Consider the following 17431-nt stretch of genomic DNA (forward strand, 5'->3'; position numbering starts at 1 on the left):
TTCGGATATGAGCGCGGACGAGGTCGGCATTCCCCTGCAGGCGTTCGACGCGTTGCTGCACAGCCCTAACGTGCCGACCGTGTGCCGGGCGCTGAACATGTACCAGGTGGCCGCGGCGTACACGCGGTTGAGCGGCGGCAACCCGCTCGAACCGCTGGCCGGCGACGTCCGCCAGGTCGCGCTCGAGATCCTGTCCCGGCCGCCCGTGGAGGCGAGCGAGGACATCAAGGCCGGCTTCGACCACCTGAGCGCCCTGAACGTACTGACGACGTTGGCCGAGCCCGACGACGCCGAACTGCTCTCGGGAATGCTGGAGCGGACGACGGACGAGCAGATCCGCGCGGTCGCTTCGCTGGCAGCAGACACCGCGCGGCGGAAGGCGACCGGCGCGGCGGGATAGCGTGCTGTGCATGCGCGCGCTGACAGTTGAAGAGGCCCGGCAACGGGCGGCAGACCTGGCCCTGCGGTCGTACGAGATCGCGTTCGACCTGACCGGTGCCGGGGACACGTTCGTGACGACCAGCCGGATCCGGTTCGGGGCGACGAGCGCCGGCAGTTGGGTGGACGTGAAACCCGAGCGGCTGCTCGGCGTCGAGCTCAACGGGCAGGTCCTGGACCCGCTGCTGCTGGACGGCGGCCGGTATCCGTTGAGCGACCTCCAGGCCGAGAACGAGCTCGTGGTCACCGCCGAGATGAAGTACTCCGCCGACGGCGAGGGCCTCGTCCGGTCCGTCGACGCCGCGGACGGCCGCGTCTACACGTACGGCATGTCCTCACTCGAGTCGGCGCCGCGGTACTTCCCGTGCTTCGACCAGCCCGACCTCAAAGCGCCGTACACGGTGACCGTGAAGTGCCCCGAGGACTGGGTGGTCCTCGGGAACGGCGCCGCCACCCGCACCGCGCCCGGTGAGTGGGGGCTCGCCGAGACCAAGCCGCTGTCGACGTACTTCGTCACGGTCGTGGCCGGGCCGTACCACCAGATCCGCTCCGAGCACGACGGCATCCCGCTCGGCCTCGCCTGCCGGCAGTCGTTGAAGGAACACCTCGAGCGCGACGCGGAGGACCTGTTCCGGACCACGCGCGAGGCGTTCGACGAGTATCACCGGCTGTTCCGGCAGCGGTACCCGTTCGGCGAGTACTGGCAGGCGTTCGTGCCGGACTTCAACCTCGGTGCGATGGAGAACCCCGGGTGCGTGACGTTCGCGGACAGCCTGGTGTACCGCGGGCAGGCGACCGAGGCGGAGCGCAGCACCCGGGCCCGGATCGTCGTGCACGAGATGGCGCACATGTGGTTCGGCGACCTGGTCACGATGAAGTGGTGGAACGACATGTGGCTGAACGAGTCGTTCGCCGAGTACATGGCGCACCGGGTCTCGGAGGACGCGACCAGCTACGCCGGCAACTGGACCGACTTCGCGTTCGTGCGGAAGTGGTGGGGGCTGCACACGGACCAGACCAGCTCCACCCACCCCGTGGCGCCGGACAGTCTGAAGGACGCGCGGCAGTCGCTCGACGACTTCGACGGGATCTCCTACGCGAAGGGCGCGGCGGTGCTGAAGCAGCTCGCCAAGTACCTGGGCGACGACGTGTTCCTCAAGGGGGTGAACGCGCATCTGGAGGCGCACGAGTACGGGAACGCGGATCTGGCCGAGTTCATCGCGAAGCTCACCGAGGCGGGAGCACGCGACCTGGATGCTTGGTCCGGCCAATGGTTGCGGACGTCCGGGCTGGACACGATCTCCGCCGAGCGGACGGCGGCCGGGGCCGTACTGCACCGTTCGAGCCCGGACGAGTCGCGGCGGTTGCACAAGCTGAGCGTCGGCGGGTACGCCGCGGACGGATCGGGGACCCCGGTCGACGTGGTTCTCGACCAGGACTCGATCGAGGTTGCCTTAGGCAATGATGCTGCCGTGGTCGTGCCGGACGCCGAGGACGACACCTGGGCGAAGATCCGGCTCGACGCGACCAGTCTGGCCAATCTGCCGGTGGTGCTGCCGACGATCGGCGACGGGACCACGCGGGCGGTGGTGTGGAACTCGGTGCGGGACTCGGTCGCGGATGCGGAGCTGGATCCGCGGCGGGCGCTCGAGTTGTTCGTGGCGGCGCTTCCGCAGGAGACGAGCGATATCGCGGTCGGATCGCTCGTGCAGTGGCTCGAGAACCGGCTGCTCGGGCGGTACCTGGACTACGACGAGTACCACGGGGTCGCGGCCGACGCGTTGCGCGACAAGCTGGCGCGGACCGCGCCGGGCAGCAGCCTGCAACTGGTGTCCGCGCGGGGCCTGATCGCGACCACGGACGACGCCGGCCTGCTGACCTCCTGGTTGCAGGGCACCGCCGGCCCGGACGGGCTGGAGATCGACGCGGACCTGCGCTGGGCGATCGTCCTGCGGCTGGTGCGGCTCGGGGCCCACGGCGCTGCGGAGATCGACGCCGAACTGGCGCGCGACCGCTCCACCGAAGGCGTCAACCAGGCGGCCCGCTGCGGCGCCGCGCTGCCCGACGGCAAGGAGGCGGCCTGGACGCGGATCATGACCGACCCGACCGTCGGCGTGAAGGAACTCCTCGCCGCGGCGGAGGGTTTCTGGCACCCGATCCAGGCCGCCGCGACAGCGCCGTACGAGCGCCGCTACTTCACCGACATCGCGCACACCGGTGAGATTCGGTCCGGCATGGTCCTCGGGCTCACCGCCCACCGCATCGCCCCGCGCTTCAGCGTCGACCCGGAGCTGATCGCCCCGGCCGAGGCCCTGATCGCGGACGAGTCCGTGGTGTCCGGCATCCGCCGGCAGACCGCGGACTTCCTCGACGACCTGCGCCGCGCCGTCGGGGTACGGCGTACTTTCGGCTGAGTCAGCGGACGGTGAGACGTTCCGCGACGGCCTTGCGGGCCTGGTGGATCCGGGCCTTCACGGTGCCGAGCGGAACGTCCAGCTCATCGGCGATCTCGGCGTACGACAGGGCGCCGAGGTCGCGCAGGACGAGCGGCTGGACGAGCTGCGGGTGACTCGACTCGAGGGCCTCCAGCGCCTCGAGGAGGTCCAGCCGCGAACCGGCGATGACGGACGTGGTCCGCGGGTCGACCGACTCCGGCAGCACCTCGGCGGACTGCTCGACCGAGCGGCGCTTCAGCGACCGGTAGGTCTGCCGCGCCTGGTTGGTGGCCACGATCGTCACCCAGCCCGCGAAGCTCCCGGTGCCCTTGAAGGTGTGCACCTTGTTCGCGACCTGCAGCAGGGTGTCCTGGACCGCCTCCTCGGCGTCCTCCCGGTACGGCAGGAACTTGGCCACCCGGCGCTGCACCTGCGGCCGGATGGCCTGAAGAAGTTGTGGAAGCACCGTCTGGTCCCCGGCCGCAGCCCGAGCCGCGAGTTCTTCCAACCCCTCGGTCATGGGGCCTCCCGGTCTGGACTGAGGAGCGCAGGGAGCGAAGCGACCGGAGCGACGAGGGAAGACCGGGAGTTCCAGCCCCATGACCCGCCGCGCCGGAGGCGTGGCATCAATACCGTCATGCTCCCCCTCTTGAACTGGTTTGTGACCGACAATAGCCGGGATGGATGTCATCGGGCGGTACCGGTTACGGGACAAGATCGGCGCGGGCGCGTTCGCGACCGTCTGGCGGGGGTACGACGACGACCTGGACGTCGACGTCGCCGTCAAGGTGCTCGCGGACAACTGGGCGTCGCGCGCCGACGTCCGCGAGCGCTTCCTGTCCGAGGCGCGGCTGATGCGGCGGATCTCCAGCGACCGCGTGGTCCGGGTGTTCGACCTGGGCAAGCTCCCGGACGGCCGTCCGTACTTCGTGATGGACTACGTCGGCGGCGGCACCCTCGGGGATGTCCTGAAGCACGGGCCGCTCGACGCGGTGGACGCGCTCTGGTGGGGCGCGGACCTGGCGCGCGCGGTGGCCGCCCTGCACAGCGAGGGCGTCGTGCATCGCGACGTCACCCCGGCGAACCTGCTGCTCCGGCCGGGTGACGAGGCCGGCGGCGGCACGCACCGGATCGTGCTCGCCGACCTCGGCCTGGCGAAACGGGCCGCCGAGGCGTCCGGCCTCACCCAGGCCGTCGGTACGCCGTCGTACATGGCGCCCGAGCAAGGCCGCGGTGACGGCGGATTCGACGAGCGCGCGGACATCTACGCGGTCGGCGCGGTCACGTACGCGCTCGTCACCGGCCATCCGCCGTACTCCGCGGGCTCGATCGGCGACGTGCTGAACCGTGACCCGGACCTGCCGCCGCCGAGCCTGCGCCCGGTGCTGCACGAGTCGGTTGGGCAACTCGACGACATCTTCGCGCGGACGCTGGCCTACCGCGTCACCGACCGCTGGGAGCGCGCGGACACGCTGGCCGAGCGCCTGGAGGCCGAGGCGTACCGGCTGGAGCAGGAGGCTCCGCTGCGGGCCTCCGAGCGGACCACGATCACCGACGACGCCATCGACGCCATCGACGCCATCGACACCACCGTCGCGGCCGACCCGCCGGTCCGGCGACGGCGCCGGCGGCGCGCCTGGTTCCTCCTCGCGCTGCCCGTGGTGTTCGTCGCGGCCGGCGTCGGCGGATGGTTCCTCTTCGGGATGTGACTGCATAGAGTAGTCATATGGCTACTTACTGCAGTATTGCGGTGACCCTTGCCTTGTTGACCCCGGCGGCGCCACCTGTCGCCACTTATGCCTGTCGCGCCGACACCAAGTTCGGCCGGCACACCGTCTCGCTCCGGCAGGCCGTCGATGCGCAGGCGCCGGCCGTGGTCCCCGCCAATTCTCGCTTCACCGTCGCCGTCCACCTGCAACCCGGGACCCTCCCGAGCGAGGTGAAGGGCTTCAAACTGAAGGAGGTCCGCGATCTCGCGCTGCGCATCCCGGTCCCGGCGAACTCGTCCTACGTCAGCGCCCGCCTCACCGGCGGCTCCGGCCTGAACTCCACTCCCACCGTGCAGCTCGAGGGAAACACCGCGGTCGTCAAGGTCGCCGGTCCGATCCCGGGCGGCGCGAGCTACGAACTCCCCGCGCTGAGCGTCCGCCTGAAATCCGGCCGTGCCCGCACCACCATCGAGACCAAGCTGAAGGGCACCAGCTACGACGATCCGGGTCTCACCTTGCAGGCCAAGATCAAGTGGAAGTTCGTCACCACCACCGCGCCCGTCAGCTGCTATCCCGACCCGAATCCAGTCCTCACTCGCACCGCGGTGCGCTGATCCACGCAGCTCCGAGCCGCCGCCGGCACCGGTGCCGCGATCACCGCTTGACTTCGCGCGCGATGCCGTCTCAGGGGTTGACCCCGGAGTTGGTTGGTTGACCCCTTGAAAACCGAGGGGCCAACCACCCCTGTGAGGGGTCAACCCCTGAGACGTACCGGCGCGTGTGCCAGACGGGTGTTGCGCTCAGGGGTTTGCAGCTCGTGCGGACGTGTGGCGCCGGGCCATGCTTCGGGGTGGTTCGGGGTGGTTCGGTCAGTAGGTGACGGTGATCCGCTGCGCGGCCGGGTCGACCCGCACGGGTCCGCCGTACGGGAGGACGAGCATCGGGTCGGTGTGGCCGATGTCGAGGCCCTTCACGACCACCGCGTCCGGGTTGTACTCCGCGAGCGCGCGGTCGACCGCCAGGTACTGGCCGGTGACGTAGGCGACCGACTCCTCGGGGGTCAGCTCCTGGAACAGCGAACTCGACTTCGGGCGGCCCCAGAGGACCGCGTCGAAGCGCGCCAGCAGGCCGCGCTCGCCGAAGTTGCGGAGGATCCGGTAGACGGTCTCGGACGACGGCATCTCCTCGCTGGTCTCGCCGAAGAGCACGCCGCCGTACGACTCGGTCGGCAGCATCCAGCGGTTGGCGGCCAGTTGCCAGTCGAGGATCTCGATGCAGCCGCCCCAGAGCGTCCCACTCACGACCTTCGAGCCCTGCCAGGTCCATCCGGTGCCGGGGAACAGCGGCGGCTCGGTCTCCAGGTTCTCGGGGACGGCCCAGTCGTGGTCGTGGTCGGTCCATCCCTCGGCAGGCGTCAGTTCGAACTCGCCGCCGGTGAACATCGCCGCGCGCAGCGAGCGCTCGGTGTCCGGGTGCATGGCGCCGCCGCGCCCGAACTGGACCATCACGCTGCCGCCGTGGAAGGCCGGCAAACCCAACGAGAACAGGAAGTTCAGCAGATTAGTGTTGTCGCTGTAGCCGAAAAACGGCTTCGGGTCGGCCTGGAAGATCGCCGGGTCCAGGTGCTTCAGCACGGTGATCTGGTCCTCGCCGCCGATCGACGCGAACACCGCGCGGATCGACGGGTCGGACCAGGCCGCGTGCAGGTCCGCCGCCCGCTCCTCCGGAGTGCTCTGCAGCCTCCGGGTGGTCGGGTACTCGACCGGCTCCAGCCCGAAGTCGTCGCGCAGCCGGCGCAACCCCAGCTCGTACGGACCCGGAAAGATCTCCGGCAATCCGCGGGACGGCGAGACGATCGCGACCCGGTCCCCAGGCTTCAACACTGGTGTCAGACTCCGATCGGGTGCCAGACGGTCTTCAGTTCGAGGTACTGCGTGAGGTGCGACAGGCCCTGGTCCGCGGTCCAGTCCTCCGCGGCGGGACGGCGGACCCGCTTCAGGTTGCCGGCCGCGGCGATCTCCAGGTCGCGGGCCTCGTCCGCGGACTCGATGCCGCACAGGTCGATCGCGTTCACGTCCTGGTGCGACGCCAGCCACGGCCCGATCTCGGACGCCGACCCGGTGAGGATGTTGACCACGCCGCCCGGTACGTCGGAGGTCGCCATCACCTCGCCCAGCGTGACGGCCGGCAGCGGCCGCTCGAACGACGAGACCGCGACGACCGTGTTGCCGGACACGATCGCGGGCGCGATCACACTGGTCAGGCCGAGCAGACTGGAGTCCTGCGGCGCGAGCACCGCGACCACACCGGTTGCCTCGGGCAACGAGAAGTCGAAGTACGGCCCGGCCACCGGGTTGCTGGAGCCGACCACCTGGGCGAGCTTGTCGGCCCAGCCCGCGTACCAGACCCAGCGGTCGATCGCCGCGTCCACGACCGCGCGGGCCTTGGAGATCGACAACCCTTCGGACGCGGAGACCTCGGCGCTGAACTGCTGGTGCCGGCCCTCCATCACCTCGGCGATCCGGTACAGCACCTGACCGCGGTTGTACGCCGTCCGCGCGTGCCAGCCGCCGAACGCCTTGCGGGCCGCCACCACGGCGTCGCGAGCATCCTTCCGGGAGGCCTGGGACGCGTTGGCGAGGAACTTGCCCTTGGCATTGGACACGACGTAGGACCGGCCGGATTCGCTGCGCGGGAAGGCGCCGCCGATGTACAGCTTGTAGGTCTTACGCACTTCGAGCCGCTGAGTCTCAGTGGGCAAGGTAGGCCTCCAGACCGTGGCGACCGCCCTCGCGGCCGTAGCCCGACTCCTTGTAGCCGCCGAACGGCGACGCCGGGTCGAAGCGGTTGAACGTGTTCGCCCAGACGACGCCGGCGCGCAACTGGTTGGCCATCCAGAGGATCCGGGAGCCCTTCTCGGTCCAGATCCCGGCGGACAGCCCGAACGGGGTGTTGTTCGCCTTCTCGACCGCCTCGGCCGGGGTGCGGAAGGTCAGCACCGACAGCACCGGGCCGAAGATCTCCTCGCGGGCGATCCGGTGCGCCTGCGAGACGCCGGTGAACACCGTCGGCGGGAACCAGTAGCCGTTGGCCGGCAACTCGCACTCCGGAGACCAGCGCTCGGCGCCCTCGTCCTCGCCGATCTGCGACAGCTCGCGGATCTTCGCCAGCTGGGCCGCGGAGTTGATCGCGCCGATGTCGGTGTTCTTGTCCAGCGGGTCGCCGACCCGCAGCGTCTCCATCCGGCGCTTCAGCCGGCCGAGCACCTCGTCGTACACGCTCTCCTGGACCAGCAGCCGCGAACCCGCGCAGCAGACGTGGCCCTGGTTGAAGAAGATGCCGTTGACGATGCCCTCGATCGTCTGGTCGATCGGCGCGTCCTCGAAGACGATGTTCGCCGCCTTGCCGCCGAGCTCCAGAGTCACGGCCTTGCGGGTGCCGGCCACCGACTTCGCGATCGCCCGGCCGACCTCGGTGGAGCCGGTGAACGCGACCTTGTCGACTCCCTCGTGCTCCACCAGGGCCTGACCGGTGCGGCCGGCGCCGGTGACGATGTTCACCACGCCCGGCGGCAGGTCGGCCTGCTGACAGATCTCCGCGAACGCCAGCGCGGTCAGCGGGGTGGTCTCGGCCGGCTTCAGCACGACGGTGTTGCCGGCCGCCAGCGCGGGCGCGATCTTCCAGGCCAGCATCAGCATCGGGAAGTTCCACGGGATCACCTGACCGGCAACGCCCCACGGCCGCGGGTCGTCGCCGACGCCGGCGTACTCGAGCTTGTCGGCCCAGCCCGCGTAGTAGAAGAAGTGCGCGGCCACCAACGGGATGTCGACGTCGCGGGACTCGCGGATCGGCTTGCCGTTGTCCAGCGACTCCAGCACCGCGAGCTCGCGCGAGCGCTCCTGGATCAGCCGGGCGATCCGGAACAGGTACTTCGCCCGGTCCCGGCCGCTCATCGGGCCCCAGACCTTGTCGAAGGCCTTGCGGGCGGCGCGAACCGCCTTGTCGACGTCGGCGGGACCCGCCTCGCTGACCTCGGCCAGGACCTCCTCGGAGGCCGGCGAAACGGTCTTGAACGGCTTGCCGTCGGTCGCCTCGACGAACTGGCCGTTGACGAACAGCCCGTACGACGACCTGATGTCCACGATCGCCCGCGACTCGGGCGCCGGTGCGTACTCGAATCTGCTCATGCCTGTCAGTCCAAGGTGAAGTAGTCGGGGCCCGGGTAGTGCCCGGTGGCCAGCTTGGTGCGTTGCATCAGCAGGTCGTTCAGCAGGCTGGAGGCGCCGAAACGGAAGAGCTCCGGGTCCAGCCAGTCCGGTCCGGCCGTCTCGTTGACCGTGACCAGGTACTTGATGGCGTCCTTCGCGGTCCGGATCCCGCCGGCCGGCTTGACGCCGATGTGCAAGCCGGTGGTCTCGTGGTAGTCGCGGACCGCCTCCAGCATCACCAGGGTGACCGGCAACGTGGCCGCGGGGGACACCTTGCCGGTAGAGGTCTTGATGAAGTCGGCACCGGCCAGCATCGCCAGCCAGGACGCCCGCCGGACGTTGTCGTAGGTGACCAGCTCACCGGTCTCCAGGATCACCTTCAGGTGCGCGTCGCCGGCCGCCTCGCGGATCGCGGCGATCTCGTCGAACACCATGCCGTAGCGGCCCGACAGGAAGGCGCCGCGGTCGATCACCATGTCGACCTCGTCGGCGCCGGCCGCGACCGCGTCCTTGGTGTCCTGGATCTTGATCGCGAGGCTGGATCGCCCGCTGGGGAAGGCGGTGGCGACACTCGCGACGTTGATCCCGGAGCCGTTCAGCTCCCGCTTCGCGGTGGCGACCAGGTCCGGGTACACACAGACCGCGGCCACCTGCGGGGTGGACGGGTCGGACGGGTCGGGCCGCTTCGCCTTGGCGCACAGGGCCCGCACCTTGCCGGGGGTGTCCTGGCCTTCGAGCGTGGTCAGGTCGATCATCCGGATCGCCAGATCCAGCGCGTACTGCTTGGCGGTGGTCTTGATCGACCGGGTGCTCAGGGTGGCGGCGCGGGCCTCCGCGCCGACCTGGTCGACGCCCGGCAGCCCGAGCAGGAACCGGCGCAGCCGATCCTCGGACGAGGTCACGTCGGCCAGTGTGTCGACGCCGCTGTCGAGTGTGGTCACCCCTGGGAGTCTAGTGCCGATCCTAGTGCCGGTACTGCGGGCCGGTTACTTTGTGCGGGTGAAGTCGAAATCGCCCGAGAGCGAGCAGTACCTGTCCGCGTCGAACCGGATCACCGGGTCCATCGTGCTGGTGATCGGGGCGCTCGGCCTGCTCGACGTGCTGCTGGAGTGGCGGACCACGACCGGCCTGATGGTGTCCGCGATCATCGGGATGTTCATGGTGCTGGCCTACGTCGGCCTGATCCGCCCCTCGGTCACCCTCAGCCCGGAGAACGTGCTGCTGCGTAACCACCTGCGCGACCACCGCATCCCGTGGTCGAAGGTGACCGGCGTCGACGTGACCGACATCCTCCGGGTGCACGTCGACGGCGGCCGGTTCCGCGCCCCCGGCGTCCAGCTGGTCATGCGCGACCTCCGCAAGCAGCGGGTCGGCAGCCGCAAGGCCAACGCGGAGAGCTCGATCTCCAAGGCCGAGTTCGTCGTGAACCGGATCGAGACCCACCAGGAGCAGTACGCCGCGACGTCCGGCGGCGAGATCCAGAACAGCTGGGCGGTGCCGGAGCTGGCGATCTTCGGGGTGCTGGCCGTGATCGCCGTCGTGGCGGCCGTGGTCCGCTGAGCGTGCTCACCCGTCGCGCGTTGCTCCGAACCGGAGCCGCGGCAGGGGTGGCGGGAGTCGCCGCGGTCGCCGCCCTGGAGACCGGGGTGGTCCCCGGACGGGCGCGCGTGCACGATCTGCTCGGCCTCACCGGTCCGGACGGCGTCGTCCCGGACGTCCCCGCGGGCCCGGCGGTGTCCGGCAGCTTCGACTCGTTCGGCCGTCGCACGAAGGTCGGCTACAGCATCCTCTATCCGCACGGGTACGACGCGGCGGCCGAGCTGCCCGTCGTCCTCGTCCTGCACGGCCGCGGCGGCGATCACACCTCCGCGGTGAACGACCTCGGCATCGACCGCTACCTGACCGCCGCGGTCCGGGCGGGGACGCCGCCGTTCGCGCTGGCGACCGTCGACGGCGGCCGGGACAGCTACTGGCACCGGCGCGCCGACGGCAACGATCCGGGGTTCATGCTCGACCAGGAATTCCTTCCCCTGCTGGCCAGGCGCGGCCTGCGGACCAGCAGATTCGGCGTCCTCGGCTGGTCGATGGGCGGGTACGGCGCGTTGTTGTGGGTCGCCCTGCACTACTGGCAGCGGCGGGTCGGCCCGTCCGCGCGTGCGGTCGCGGTCGGTGCGCTCAGCCCGGCGCTGTGGCGGACGTACGCCGACGTACAGCCCGGAGCCTTCGACGACGCCGCGGACTTCGAGCGCAGTCAGGTGTTCGACCGGCCGAGCGGTTTCCGGGACGTTGCCGTCCGCATCGACTGCGGGCGGGACGATCCGTTCGCCGACGCCGCCCGGGAGCTCCGCGAACAGTTGCAGGCGGCCGGCGGGCAGCAGGCCGGCGTCCACACTCCCGGCTACTGGCGGCGCATGCTGCCTGACCAGCTGCGATTCCTGGGCGAGAAAGTCGGCCGGTGACCGGAACTGTGGCGTGGATCGCCGCGTCGGATCCCGTGTCCGGCCCTCGAGTGAACCCCTGTGCACTCCAGGATTGGTCCGACAGGTCCCTAGACACATCGAGAGTGGAGCTCATGGTCAACCTCTCCCGTTACACCCTGCGTGGCGTGGCCACCGTCGGCGCCCTGGCCGGGTTCGCCGCCGTGGTGATGCCGAACGCCCAGGCCACGCAGGCCTCCGGCACCACCAGCACCACCACCACGGTTGCCGCTGCGGCCACCGCCAGCCCGACGCCGGTCGACGGCGTGGCGTACGCGATCGGCAACCCGCCGGCCGGTGACGGCCTCACGACGAAGTCGTCGACGCTGAACCTGGTGCGCTACAACCGCCTGTACACCACCGGCGCCATCCCGACCTCGAACTGCAAGGAACTCAACGTCTCCCTGCGCACGTTCTCGGGTGTCGTCGCGTACGAGAACAACCTGTTCAAGTGCCTCTACGGGTCCTGGGCGCTGCCGCTGAAGCAGGCCGGCGCGGCGTACAAGGTCGCCCCGACGCTGGTCGTCCACAACAACCGGACGGTCAACTCGTTCTGCGGCGTCGTCACCGACACCGCGTTCTTCTGCGGTTACAACGGCAAGGCGTGGATCTACATCCCGGCCTACCAGATCATCAACTACTGGGCGCAGAGCCCGACGTTCGCGCGGGCGTACGCCACCTTCACGCTGTCCCACGAGTACGGCCACCACGTCCAGTGGCTGACCGGCATCCTGGGCGCGTCCTGGCAGCGTCAGCGCGCCTTCAGCACCTACGCCGCGCAGCTCGAGGAGAGCCGCCGTCGTGAGCTGCAGGCGTCCTGCCTGGGCGGTGCCGTGGACGGCGCGAACAAGCGCAACTACCCGTTCAGCGGCGGTTTCATGACGCAGTACAACTACCTCGTCGCGAACAGCGGCGACCAGCCGGGCGGCGTGCGGGACCACGGTTCGCTGAAGAACCACGCGTTCTGGGTGACTGCCGGCTTCAACGCGCGGCACAGCTACACCGTCGCGGGCAACTGCAACACCTGGAACGCCAGCTCGACGTACGTCGCCTGATCGACGGACAGCATCAACACGTAACAAAGCCGCCCGGTACGCGTTGGCGTACCGGGCGGCTGTTTCGTTTTGGCGACACCTGCACGATCTGCGATCGTGTGGTTACTTGTTTCGGGTGCGCACGCCCTAGAGTTTGCGAGTCGAGTCTCGAACGGCAGGAGTCACAGTGAACTACGACGAGTTCAACACCGAGTACGCGAAGGTGCTGGACAAGATCAAGAGCGGGCGTTCGACCTGGTCGGAGCTGTCCGGGCACGTCACCCGGCTGCGGCAGGCGACCGTGGGGATCACCGTGCCGGTGGAGCGCACCCAGGTCGATCACGACCTCGCCGCGCTGAGCCAGATGGTGGACATGTCCCGGCGGACCAACGACAAGGAGGACATCTGGACGGTCACGTCCGACGCGATCCGTAAGGCCAGCAGTCAGGAGGGTACGGTCGCTGACCGGATCGCCCGGATCGAGGCCGCCATCAACGACATCACCGCGCTGGCGAACCGGAACCCGGACGAGCGGGACGCGCTGATGCAGTCGACCAGCACGCTCCGCATCCTGCACTCCTCGCTGCAGAGCTCTCTGCGCGCCGAGCAGGCCGAAGCGGCCGCAGCCGCCCGCTGAAGCTCCCGGAACCACCCGCCAGGTGTTCCGGAGTCAGATACCTGCCGCGGCAGCCAGGTCCGTCTTGACGGCTGCCAACGCGGTCGCCGCCTGAGCGCGTGCCGAGGGGACGTCCGTCGTGACCGGGACGACCACCTCGAGGTAGCACTTCAGCTTGGGCTCCGTACCCGACGGGCGCACGACCACGCGTGCGCCGTCGGCCAGCGTGTACCGCAGGCCGTCCGTCGGCGGCAGCGTCTCCGACCCCTGGCTCAGGTCGTCGATCCGCTCGACGGCGTACGACCCGAGCGTCGTGGGCGGTGTCGCGCGCAGCCGGTCCATCGCCTGCGCGATCAGCGACAGGTCGTCGACCCGCACCGACAGCTGGTCGGTCGCATGCAGCCCGTGCTTGACCGCCAGATCGTCCAGCAGGTCGACCAGCGTGCGTCCCGCCGCCTTCGCCTGCGCCGCCAGCTGCAGCACCCTGACCAGCGTCGACACGCCGTCCTTGTCCTTCACTGCCGCCGGGTCCACGCAGTACCCGAGCGCCTCCTCGTAGCCGAACACCAGATCCGGCACCCGCCCGATCCACTTGAACCCGGTCAGCGTCTCGACGTACCGGACGCCGTACGAGGCCGCGATCTTGCCGAGCAGCGACGACGACACGATCGAGCACGCGGCGACGCCGGTCGATCCGGGGAGCAGGAACTCGCCGAGGAGGCTGCCCAGCTCGTCGCCGCGAAGCATCCGCCAGCCCCCGTCCGCCGCAGCATCCGGGACCGCGACCGCGCAGCGGTCGGCGTCCGGGTCGTTCGCCACCGCGATGTCCGCGCTCATCTCGCGGGCCAGGTCCAGCGCCGCGTCGATCGCGCCCGGCTCCTCCGGGTTCGGGAACGAGACGGTCGGGAAGTCCGGGTCCGGGTCTGCCTGCGACGCGACCACCCGCGGTACGGCGAACCCCGCACGGGCGACCGCTGCCTCGACCAGGGTCCGCCCGACGCCGTGCAGCGGCGTATAGGCGACGTTCAGATCCCGCGGTGCGTCGGCCGGCACCAGCTCGGCGATCCGGTCCAGGTACGCGTCCAGCAGGTCGTCACCGGCCATCTGCCAGTCGTCGCCCCGCGGCACCTCGGCCAGCGGGCCGACCGCGGCGATGGCGGCCGCGATCTCGGCGTCGGCCGGCGGCACGATCTGCGAGCCGTCCCCCAGGTAGACCTTGTAGCCGTTGTCCTGCGGCGGGTTGTGGGACGCCGTCACGACGACGCCGGCGACCGCGTGCAGGTGCCTGATCCCGAAGGCGACCACCGGCGTCGGGGCCGGCCGGTCCAACAGGACGGCGTCCAGGCCGGCGCCCCGGATCACCGCGGCGGTGTCCTGCGCGAAGACGTCGGACTTGTGGCGGGCGTCGTACCCGACCAGGACCGGGCCGTCGGTGAGGCCCTTCGACTTCAGGTACGCGGCGAGTCCGGCGGCGGCGCGGATCACCACGACCCGGTTCATCCGGTTCGGTCCGGCGCCGACGGCGCCGCGCAGGCCCGCCGTACCGAACTCCAGGGTGCCGGCGAACCGGTCGGCCAGCTCTGCGGCGCTCTTGGAATCTGGCAGCGCCCCGGCGTCCAGGAGCGTCCGCAGCTCGGCGCGCGTGTCGGGGTCGGGGTCCTCGCTCAGCCAGGCTTCGGCGGCGGCCCTCAGATCATCGGTCACATGGGCACTCTAGTGACCCGACGACTGACAAGGCCGGGTTCGGAGGTCCGCCACGTAGTCGTCGGGGGCCCCGGCCGCCTCGGCGGCCTCGGCCAGGATGCCCAGGTAACGGGCCGAGGGCAGGCCCCCCTCGTACGCGTTCAGCACGTACATCCAGGCCAGCTGCTCGCCGTCCAGGGTCTGCACCCGGACCTGGATCTTGCGGTAGACGCCCTCGTCGATCCACTCCCACTCGTCGAGCCGCTCGACGTCCTTGGGGTGGATGTCGTACAGCGCCACGAAGACCTGGTTGGCGGGGTCGGCCGGGTCCTCGACCACGGTCGCCATCGCACCCTCCCAACCGAGCTCCTCGCCGCCGAAGGTGAGGCGCCAGCCGGTGATCCAGCCGGTCCCGCGCAGGGGCGAGTACGGGCACCGCTCGGCCATCAGGTTCGGGTCCAGATTCGACGCAAACGCGGCGTACAGGGTCACGGAATCAGAGGATACGGAAGAATGGCCTCCCGTGGCGCGAGTTGTGATCATCGGAGGCGGTCCAGGCGGGTACGAAGCGGCCAGTGCGGCCGCCCAGTTAGGGGCGGAGGTGACGGTCGTCGATTCCGACGGGATCGGCGGTTCCGGCGTGCGCACGGACGCGGTGCCGAGCAAGACCCTGATCGCCACGGCGGAAGTGATGACCGAGGTCGAGGAGGCCGGCGAGCTCGGCGTCCGGCTGGACGACGGGGACGAGGATCCGGCGAACTCCGTGCGTGTCGATCTGTCCGTCGTCAACAAACGGGTGAAGGCGCTGGCCGCCGCCCAGTCGGCGGGCATCAGCCGCCGGCTGGACCGCGACAAGGTCCGGGTGATCCAGGGCCGGGGCCGGCTGGACGGTCCGGAGAAGGTCGTGGTCGGGGACGAGCGGCTGGACGCCGATGTGGTGCTGATCGCCACTGGTGCAAGGCCTCGCGTGCTGAAGGGCTCCGAGCCGGACGGCGAGCGGATCCTGACCTGGGAGCAGGTCTACGAGCTCTCCGAGCTGCCCGAGCGGCTGATCGTGGTCGGGTCGGGTGTGACCGGCGCCGAGTTCGCCAGCGCGTACGACGCGCTCGGGAGCGACGTCGTCCTGGTGTCGTCCCGGGACCGGGTGCTGCCGGGCGAGGACGCCGACGCGGCAGCCGTCCTGGAGGACGTGTTCAAGCGGCGCGGTCTGACCGTGCTGAGCAAGTCGCGGGCCGAGTCGGTGAAGCGGCAGGGCGACGGGGTCGTGGTGACGCTGACCGACGGCCGGAAGGTCGAGGGGTCGCACGCGCTGCTCGCGGTCGGATCGCTGCCGAACACCGACGACATGAATCTCGTCGAGTCGGGCGTGTCGCTCACCGACGGCGGGTTCGTGCAGGTCGACCGGGTATCGCGGACCACCGCTCGCGGCGTCTACGCGGCCGGCGACTGCACCGGCGTCCTGATGCTGGCGTCGGTGGCCGCGATGCAGGGCCGGATCGCGATGGCGCACGCGCTCGGCGACGCCGTCGCACCGCTGGACCAGTCGACGGTGTCGGCGAACGTCTTCACCGCGCCCGAGATCGCCACCGTCGGCCTGACCCAGGCGGTCGTCGACGCCGGCGGAAGCACCGCCCTGGTCGTCAAGGTCCCGCTCGCCGACAACGCCCGCGCCAAGATGCAGGGCGTCCGCGACGGCTTCGTCAAACTCTTCTGCCTGCCCAACACCGGCATCGTCGTCGGCGGCGTCGTGGTCGCCCCTCGCGCCAGCGAACTCATCCACCCCATCTCCCTGGCCGTAGCCGCCCGCCTCACCGTCGACCAGGTCGCCCAGTCCTTCACCGTCTACCCCTCCATCTCTGGCTCAGTAGCCGAAGCAGCCCGAAGACTCCACCTCAGAAACTGAGAACGCTTCACCGTGCCGAGCTCGGGGTTGTGACGGCAGGTGGTGCTGGTGCTGAGGCACCGATCGACACGACCGGCGGGCGATCACCGAGTGCGGCTGGGAACGCCATCCTGGCACCAGCGCGACCGTCCGGTGCGAACGCAGCAAGTAGTACGGGTCTGCGGTCGAACGCGAGGGCCACGCCTGACGGGTGGTTGACGCGGCTTCAGTTCCTGTGGGCGGATGATGTCTTTCTTGGATAAGTCCCTGGGCAGTGCGTTTGGTGGTGTAGGCCTGGGTGCGGGGTCGTATCGCAGCCGGTTGATGACGATCACGTAGAGGGGCTTTGTTGGCTTGGCGGTCGCCGCCGCGGTTGAGGCGGTGGCGGTGTGTTTGGCCTGAGGATGCGGGGATGGGGGCGGTGCCGCAGAGCATCGCGAAGGCGCCTTCGGAGTGGATCCGTTCGGGGTTGGGGCCGGCGGCGACCAGGAGTTGCCCGGCGATCTCGGGGCCGACCCCGGGGTCGACCCCCGGGCGGGTCGAGGAGTGCGGGGTTGATCGTTTCGATCAGTGTGGTGATGAGTGTGTCGAGTTCGGCGATGTCTTCTTGGGCCGTTGCGTAGCGGCGGGCCGGTGAACGCAGCGCGGTTTTGACGGGGGCTTGTTCGGGGATGCCGGTCTGGGTGGGATCGGGTCTGAGGTTGCGGCAGGTGTGGATCAGGCGGGCGGCGGTGAGGCCTCGCAGCTGGTCGCGTAGGGCATGGGGTGCGGTCACGATCAGGGCTTTGATCTGGCGCAGGCAGCCGGCGCGTTGGTCGACGGCGCTGGTGCGGGCGACTCGCAGGTTCCGCAGCGCCTCGACCTGGCTGTCGCGGGTTTTGGGGGTGCCGGTGCGTACTCTGCCCAGGGCGGCGCGGGCGGCGGCTTCGGCGTCGATCGGGTCGGATTT

General features: G+C 70.1%; 16 protein-coding genes and 1 pseudogene. 9 read left to right on the forward strand and 8 right to left on the reverse strand.

The window, feature by feature from the left end:
• Positions 1 to 7: 7 nt before the first annotated feature.
• Both ABZX12_RS23840 and pepN read left to right on the forward strand, forming a co-directional pair.
• Positions 8 to 400, forward strand: a complete 393-nt coding sequence (locus tag ABZX12_RS23840) for a hypothetical protein (protein WP_355696364.1) — start codon at positions 8 to 10, stop codon at positions 398 to 400.
• 10 nt (positions 401 to 410) lie between these two features.
• Positions 411 to 2852, forward strand: a complete 2442-nt coding sequence (gene pepN / locus ABZX12_RS23845; protein WP_355696366.1) for an aminopeptidase N — start codon at positions 411 to 413, stop codon at positions 2850 to 2852.
• Between the two features lies 1 nt (position 2853).
• Here pepN and ABZX12_RS23850 read toward each other — a convergent pair whose 3' ends face one another.
• A complete protein-coding gene (locus ABZX12_RS23850; protein WP_355696368.1) occupies positions 2854 to 3393 on the reverse strand; it encodes an RNA polymerase sigma factor in 540 nt (179 codons plus the stop codon).
• Between the two features lie 160 nt (positions 3394 to 3553).
• Here ABZX12_RS23850 and ABZX12_RS23855 point away from each other — a divergent pair, with 160 nt between their 5' ends.
• Positions 3554 to 4582, forward strand: a complete 1029-nt coding sequence (locus tag ABZX12_RS23855) for a serine/threonine-protein kinase (protein ID WP_355696370.1) — start codon at positions 3554 to 3556, stop codon at positions 4580 to 4582.
• Positions 4583 to 4599: 17 nt separating this feature from the next.
• On the forward strand, positions 4600 to 5196 hold the full coding sequence (locus ABZX12_RS23860; RefSeq protein WP_355696372.1) for a hypothetical protein: 597 nt from the start codon (positions 4600 to 4602) through the stop codon (positions 5194 to 5196).
• Positions 5197 to 5451: 255 nt separating this feature from the next.
• On the opposite strand, the gene ABZX12_RS23865 is transcribed toward ABZX12_RS23860, so the two are convergent.
• From ABZX12_RS23865 to deoC, 4 genes are read right to left on the reverse strand one after another with little or no spacing between them, the layout of a single operon-like run.
• Positions 5452 to 6465, reverse strand: a complete 1014-nt coding sequence (locus ABZX12_RS23865) for a S66 peptidase family protein (protein WP_355696374.1) — start codon at positions 6463 to 6465, stop codon at positions 5452 to 5454.
• 5 nt (positions 6466 to 6470) lie between these two features.
• A complete protein-coding gene (locus tag ABZX12_RS23870; RefSeq protein ID WP_355696376.1) occupies positions 6471 to 7343 on the reverse strand; it encodes an aldehyde dehydrogenase family protein in 873 nt (290 codons plus the stop codon).
• The gene (locus tag ABZX12_RS23875; protein ID WP_355696378.1) at positions 7333 to 8769 is read right to left on the reverse strand and encodes an aldehyde dehydrogenase family protein; all 1437 of its coding nucleotides are present in this window, start codon (positions 8767 to 8769) and stop codon (positions 7333 to 7335) included. The genes ABZX12_RS23870 and ABZX12_RS23875 overlap by 11 nt, the downstream gene beginning before the upstream one ends.
• A gap of 5 nt (positions 8770 to 8774) precedes the next feature.
• Entirely contained in the window at positions 8775 to 9731 is a 957-nt protein-coding gene (gene deoC / locus ABZX12_RS23880; protein WP_355696380.1) for a deoxyribose-phosphate aldolase, read from the reverse strand.
• A gap of 58 nt (positions 9732 to 9789) precedes the next feature.
• Here deoC and ABZX12_RS23885 point away from each other — a divergent pair, with 58 nt between their 5' ends.
• The 4 genes from ABZX12_RS23885 to ABZX12_RS23900 all read left to right on the forward strand — a co-directional run bounded on the left by ABZX12_RS23885 (position 9790) and on the right by ABZX12_RS23900 (position 12938).
• Entirely contained in the window at positions 9790 to 10350 is a 561-nt protein-coding gene (locus ABZX12_RS23885; RefSeq protein ID WP_355696381.1) for a PH domain-containing protein, read from the forward strand.
• A gap of 2 nt (positions 10351 to 10352) precedes the next feature.
• The gene (locus ABZX12_RS23890) at positions 10353 to 11249 is read left to right on the forward strand and encodes an alpha/beta hydrolase-fold protein (RefSeq protein WP_355696383.1); all 897 of its coding nucleotides are present in this window, start codon (positions 10353 to 10355) and stop codon (positions 11247 to 11249) included.
• A 113-nt stretch (positions 11250 to 11362) separates the two neighbouring features.
• A complete protein-coding gene (locus ABZX12_RS23895; RefSeq protein ID WP_355696385.1) occupies positions 11363 to 12322 on the forward strand; it encodes a neutral zinc metallopeptidase in 960 nt (319 codons plus the stop codon).
• A 166-nt stretch (positions 12323 to 12488) separates the two neighbouring features.
• Positions 12489 to 12938 (forward strand): hypothetical protein, encoded by a 450-nt coding sequence (locus tag ABZX12_RS23900; protein WP_355696387.1) that lies wholly within the window; start codon positions 12489 to 12491, stop codon positions 12936 to 12938.
• Between the two features lie 33 nt (positions 12939 to 12971).
• On the opposite strand, the gene ABZX12_RS23905 is transcribed toward ABZX12_RS23900, so the two are convergent.
• Both ABZX12_RS23905 and ABZX12_RS23910 read right to left on the reverse strand, forming a co-directional pair.
• Positions 12972 to 14621 (reverse strand): phospho-sugar mutase, encoded by a 1650-nt coding sequence (locus ABZX12_RS23905; protein WP_355696389.1) that lies wholly within the window; start codon positions 14619 to 14621, stop codon positions 12972 to 12974.
• Between the two features lie 9 nt (positions 14622 to 14630).
• On the reverse strand, positions 14631 to 15092 hold the full coding sequence (locus ABZX12_RS23910; RefSeq protein WP_355696391.1) for a gamma-glutamylcyclotransferase: 462 nt from the start codon (positions 15090 to 15092) through the stop codon (positions 14631 to 14633).
• Between the two features lie 31 nt (positions 15093 to 15123).
• Here ABZX12_RS23910 and ABZX12_RS23915 point away from each other — a divergent pair, with 31 nt between their 5' ends.
• The gene (locus tag ABZX12_RS23915) at positions 15124 to 16503 is read left to right on the forward strand and encodes an NAD(P)H-quinone dehydrogenase (RefSeq protein WP_355696393.1); all 1380 of its coding nucleotides are present in this window, start codon (positions 15124 to 15126) and stop codon (positions 16501 to 16503) included.
• Between the two features lie 321 nt (positions 16504 to 16824).
• Here the strand turns inward: ABZX12_RS23915 and ABZX12_RS23920 are convergent.
• Positions 16825 to 17001, reverse strand: a pseudogene (locus ABZX12_RS23920) (transposase); the annotation flags it as partial.
• Positions 17002 to 17431: the final 430 nt, after the last annotated feature.

This window comes from Kribbella sp. NPDC003505 (assembly GCF_040610875.1).
Lineage (GTDB): Bacteria > Actinomycetota > Actinomycetes > Propionibacteriales > Kribbellaceae > Kribbella.